Raw genomic sequence first — 4,704 nt, 5'->3', positions numbered from 1 at the left:
GGGCCGTCCCCGGGGCCCTCGAGGTCGAGCGGGTCACCGCCGAGGAGCTCGAGGCCGCCGTCGTGGCCGCCGCCCGACGAGCCCTCGCCACCGTCGGGACCACGAACGACCCGGAGGCGGGTCGCGTCGCGGTCGTCGCCCCGCCCACGCTGGTGGGCGCGCTCCGCGCTGCCCTCGCCGCGAGCCCGGTCGCCCCCGACCTGCTGCCCCCCGGCCAGGGTTCTCCGCTCGACGCCCGGCTCGCGGTCCTGACCCCCCGGGAGGCCAAGGGGCTCGAGTTCGACGTCGTCCTCCTGGTCGAGCCGGCCCTGGTGCTCGAGAGCTCCCCCGGCGACCTCTACGTCGCGATGACCCGGCCCACCCAGGCCCTGCGCGTCCTCACCTCGCGGGAGCTGCCTGCCGGGTTCTGAGACGTTCCCTGGTCAGGGCTGGCACTCGACCTGGCCGAGGAGGGCGAGACCCTGGAGGTCCCCAGGCCCCAGGTCCGTGCGCGCCGAGGTGATCGGGTGCATGAGCTCGGTCGGGTCGTCCACGTGGTCCAGGCCCAGGACGTGCGCGAGCTCGTGGACGACGATCGCCCGTGCCTCGGCGTGTCCGCCGGTCCGCGCGAGGAGGCCCTCGATGTCGGGGCCGTCGAGCGCGACCCGTCCCGCAGCGAGCCACCGCCCGCTTCCGTCGACCCCGGGGACGGCCGCCGAGCCGCCGACCCCGGCGACCTGCCCCTCGAGCTCGGGCAGCTCGGAGTCGTCGGACCAGGCGATGAGCACGGGCGCCCACGCCTCGCCGTAGCGCTCAGGCTGGATGAGCGGCCGGTCCATGACCGGGGCCTCGTCGGTGGTCCCGGCGTCGACGATCTCGAGCCCGCTGGCCAGGGACAGGACGGACACCGCCTCCTCGATCAGGGCAGGTCCGGACCTCGGAGCCCCGTCGGTCCGGACCACGTACTCGACCGGGCGGCACGGGTCGTAGCCGACCGGCTCGCCCTCGTCGTCGACGTGGAGGAAGGCGTGGGAGCCTTCCGTGGTCACGGCGACCTCGGGCAGCAGCCGCCCCTCGGCGGGCACGGGCCGCGGGACCGCCACGGCCCGCCCGTCGACCTCGACGTACGCGCGAGGCCGGATCAGGTCGACGAGGTCGGTCCCGGTCAGGTGCGCCGCCGCGAGGACCACGACGACGACCGTGACGAGCCCGCTCAGCACCAGGCGGGCACGGGCGCGACGGCGACGACCGGCAGCGCGGTCCATCTGCCTGAGCAGGCGACGCGAGCGACGGTGCTCGCGTCGGGAGATGACGTCCACCTCTGGATCATGGCAGGCGACCCGTCCGGCGGCCCGCCGGACGGTCCCTGAGACCCCGTGGCGGGCCCACGAGCACCCGGACGGCCCAACGGGGCCGCGACGTCCCGCCTGTCGGGCGCATTTTGGCACCCAGCGCCCGGAGGGCCACGATAGGCGCGTGCGAGCCCTGCTGCTGGAGAACCTGCATCCCCTGGCCACCTCGATCCTGGGGGCCGACGGGATCGACGTCGCGACCCGAGGCGGGGCCCTCGACGAGGACGAGCTCATCGCCGCTCTCCAGGGGGTCCAGCTCCTCGGCATCCGCTCCAAGACGCAGGTCACCGAGCGCGTGCTCGAGAACGCGCCAGACCTCGTCGCGATCGGCGCCTACTGCATCGGCACGAACCAGATCGACCTCGGCGCGGCGGCCGTCCGTGGGGTCGCGGCCTTCAACGCGCCCTTCTCCAACACGCGGTCGGTGGTCGAGCTGACCCTCGCGGAGATCATCGCCCTGACCCGGCGCCTGACCGAGCGGGACCGTGCCCTGCACGCCGGGATCTGGGACAAGTCGGCCGACGGCGCGCACGAGGTCCGCGGCCGGACCCTAGGCATCGTCGGCTACGGGAACATCGGCACCCAGCTGTCGGTCCTCGCCGAGGCGCTGGGCATGTCGGTGGTCTTCTACGACTCGGCCGAGAAGCTCTCCCTCGGCAACGCTCGCCGGCTCGAGAGCCTCGACGAGCTCCTCGAGGTCGCCGACGTGGTGACCCTGCACGTCGACGGGCGCGGGGGCAACGCGGGCCTCTTCGGGGCCCGCCAGTTCGGGCGCATGCGGCCGGGCTCGGTGTTCCTCAACCTGTCCCGCGGGTTCGTCGTGGACTACGCCGCGCTGCGGGACGAGATCCTCACGGGTCGGATCGCCGGGGCGGCCGTCGACGTGTTCCCCGAGGAGCCCAAGCGTCGCGGCGATCCGTTCGAGTCCGACCTGCGCGGCCTGCCCAACGTCATCCTGACCCCGCACGTCGGCGGCTCGACCGAGGAGGCCCAGGAGGCGATCGGGCAGTTCGTCTCGAACAAGCTCCGCGACTACCTCGCGCACGGTTCGACGATGCTCAGCGTGAACCTGCCGAACCTCGCGCTGGACGCCCGGACCGGAGCCCACCGCCTCGTCCACCTGCACCGCAACACCCCGGGGGTGCTCGCCGGGATCAACCGCACCCTGGCCGAGCACGACGTCAACATCGACGCCCAGCTCCTGGCCACCCGGGGCGACCTCGGCTACGTGGTGACCGACGTCGGCTCCGGCCTTGCCCTCGAGCTGTGCGAAGAGCTCGAGACCATGGACCAGACGATCCGGCTGCGCCTGCTCTCCTGACCCCGGGGCGCCTGAGGCTGTGCCCCGGGGTCAGAGGCCGCGTGCGGCCGTCCGCGCCGGCCCCGGGTTCTCAGCCGGTCTTGCGCCGGAAGGTGCGCTGGGCCGGTCCGGTCGTCTCCGAGCCGTGCACGCTGCCGGTGTTCCGGCGACCGTCCGCCGACCGGTGCTGCTGGTCCCGCTTGCGGTCCAGGGCCTCGCGGAACCGCGCCTTGGCGTCCGGGGGCCCCTGGGCCTCGTCCTGGTCCTGCTGATCGGGCTGCGTCATCTCGCGACCTCCTGCTCCGCGGGCGCCGGGCGCGACCGTCGACCCCAGGGTGGCCCCTGACCGCCCAGGACGCCAGGGCATTCGCGACGCTACCGTCGGGAGCATGCAGCCTCACCGCCCGGACCCTTGCCGCTACGACACCATGACCTACCGCCGGGCGGGTCGCTCGGGCCTGGACCTCCCGGCGGTCTCGCTCGGCCTCTGGCAGAACTTCGGAGCGGCGGACCCGTTCGTCACCCAACGGGCCATCGTCCTGCGCGCGATCGACCGTGGCGTGACCCACCTCGACCTCGCCAACAACTACGGGCCGCCTCCAGGCTCCGCCGAGGAGAACCTGGGCCGCCTGCTCGCCGCGGACCTGCGTGGCCTGCGCGACGAGCTCGTCATCTCGACCAAGGCCGGCTACCGGATGTGGCCCGGACCCTACGGGGAGCACGGCTCGAGAAAGTACCTGCTCGCCTCGCTCGACCAGTCGCTGCGGCGTCTGGGGCTCGACACGGTCGACATCTTCTACAGCCACCGGTTCGACCCGACCACGCCCCTCGAGGAGACCCTCGGCGCGTTGCTGACCGCCGTCGAGTCCGGTCGGGCCCTGTACGCCGGGATCTCCTCCTACAGTGCCAGCCGGACCCGTGAGGCCCTGGCGGTCGCCGATCAGATCGGGCTGCGCCTGCTGGTGCACCAGCCGTCGTACTCGATGCTCAACCGGTGGATCGAGGAGCCCTCGGCCGAGGCCGACGGGGCCTGTCTGCTCGACGTGCTCGGCGAGGCGGGGCTCGGTGCGGTGGTCTTCTCGCCGCTGGCCCAGGGGATGCTCACCGGGAAGTACCTGGGCGGGGTTCCCGCCGGGTCACGGGCCGCTCGCGAGGGTTCGCTGCCCTCGGCCTTCCTGCGCGAGGACACCCTCGACCACGTCCGAGCCCTGGACGAGATCGCACGACGACGAGGACAGAGCCTCGCGCAGATGGCGCTCACGTGGGCACTGCGCGATCCCCGGGTCACCTCCGTCCTCCTGGGGGCCAGCAGCCCCGAGCAGCTCGACGAGAACCTCGCCGCCCTCGACCACCCCGCCCTGGACGCCGAGGAGCTCGCCGCGATCGACGAGCACGCGATCGACGCCGGGGTCAACCTGTGGGCCGAGCGCTCGAGCGACCTGTGACCGAGCCGGGACTGGATCAGGGACGCGGACCTACGACTGCGTAACCTACGTCGCCGTAACCTAGGCTGGTCCCGTGAGCACCTCCGACGACCGTCCGTGGATCTCCTCCTACGCCGACGGGGTCCCCCCTGACCTCCCGCTGCCCGACGCCCCGGTGACGGCGGCCCTCGCGCACGCCGCTGCCGAGCACCCGAGCCGCGTGGCGACGGACTTCATGGGCGCGGTGACGACCTACGGCGCCCTGCAGCGCAGGGTCGACCGGGCCGCGGGCGCCCTGCACTCCCTCGGCGTCCGCCCCGGGGACAGGGTTGCCCTGGTCCTGCCGAACTCGGCGACCCACGTCGTGGCCTTCTACGCGGTGCTGCGCCTGGGCGCCGTCGTCGTCGAGCACAACCCGACCTACACCAGCGACGAGCTGGCTCACCAGCTCGCGGACAGCGGAGCTGTCGTCGCCCTGTGCTGGGAGAAGGCCGTGGCCCCCGTGCTCGAGGCCCTCCCTCGCACCGCGGTGCGGACCGTCGTCGCGATCGACCTGAGCGCCGACCTCCCCGCGATCAAGCGCGCGGCCCTGCGGCTGCCCGTCGCCGCGGCCCGGCGCACCCGCGCGAGCATGCGCTCCCGGGTGCCG

Annotated in this window: 5 protein-coding genes and 1 pseudogene; 4 read left to right on the top strand and 2 right to left on the bottom strand. The window is 73.6% G+C overall.

What is annotated here, in order from left to right; genetic code table 11:
- Positions 1 to 410, top strand: a pseudogene (locus tag L0B03_RS14110) (AAA family ATPase); the annotation flags it as partial.
- A 12-nt stretch (positions 411 to 422) separates the two neighbouring features.
- Here L0B03_RS14110 and L0B03_RS19620 read toward each other — a convergent pair.
- Positions 423 to 1,298, bottom strand: coding sequence for a matrixin family metalloprotease (locus L0B03_RS19620; RefSeq protein WP_250446865.1), 876 nt, complete (start codon positions 1,296 to 1,298; stop codon positions 423 to 425).
- Between the two features lie 157 nt (positions 1,299 to 1,455).
- Between L0B03_RS19620 and serA the strand changes: the two genes are divergently transcribed.
- Positions 1,456 to 2,652: a phosphoglycerate dehydrogenase gene (gene serA, locus L0B03_RS14100; protein WP_250446863.1), complete on the top strand. Its 1,197-nt coding sequence runs from the start codon at positions 1,456 to 1,458 to the stop codon at positions 2,650 to 2,652.
- 70 nt (positions 2,653 to 2,722) lie between these two features.
- On the opposite strand, the gene L0B03_RS14095 is transcribed toward serA, so the two are convergent.
- Positions 2,723 to 2,917, bottom strand: coding sequence for a DUF5302 domain-containing protein (locus tag L0B03_RS14095; RefSeq protein ID WP_250446862.1), 195 nt, complete (start codon positions 2,915 to 2,917; stop codon positions 2,723 to 2,725).
- A 103-nt stretch (positions 2,918 to 3,020) separates the two neighbouring features.
- Here L0B03_RS14095 and mgrA point away from each other — a divergent pair, with 103 nt between their 5' ends.
- Together mgrA and L0B03_RS14085 are read left to right on the top strand one after the other, a co-directional pair.
- The gene (gene mgrA, locus L0B03_RS14090; protein ID WP_250446860.1) at positions 3,021 to 4,076 is read left to right on the top strand and encodes an L-glyceraldehyde 3-phosphate reductase; all 1,056 of its coding nucleotides are present in this window, start codon (positions 3,021 to 3,023) and stop codon (positions 4,074 to 4,076) included.
- 73 nt (positions 4,077 to 4,149) lie between these two features.
- Positions 4,150 to 4,704, top strand: a 555-nt coding sequence (locus L0B03_RS14085) for an AMP-binding protein (RefSeq protein WP_250446858.1), incomplete at its 3' end; no start/stop codon positions are given.

Origin of the sequence: Actinotalea sp. C106 (assembly GCF_023630195.1) — a bacterium.
In the GTDB taxonomy this organism is placed as follows: Bacteria; Actinomycetota; Actinomycetes; order Actinomycetales; family Cellulomonadaceae; genus Actinotalea.
This window is presented reverse-complemented; position numbering and strand designations above follow the sequence as displayed.

Excerpts from the sequence above, each read along its gene's own strand:
- L0B03_RS14095 (WP_250446862.1), bottom strand. The coding sequence starts at position 2,917 with ATGACGCAGCCCGATCAGCAGGACCAGGACGAGGCCCAGGGGCCCCCG.
- mgrA (WP_250446860.1), top strand. The coding sequence starts at position 3,021 with ATGCAGCCTCACCGCCCGGACCCTTGCCGCTACGACACCATGACCTAC.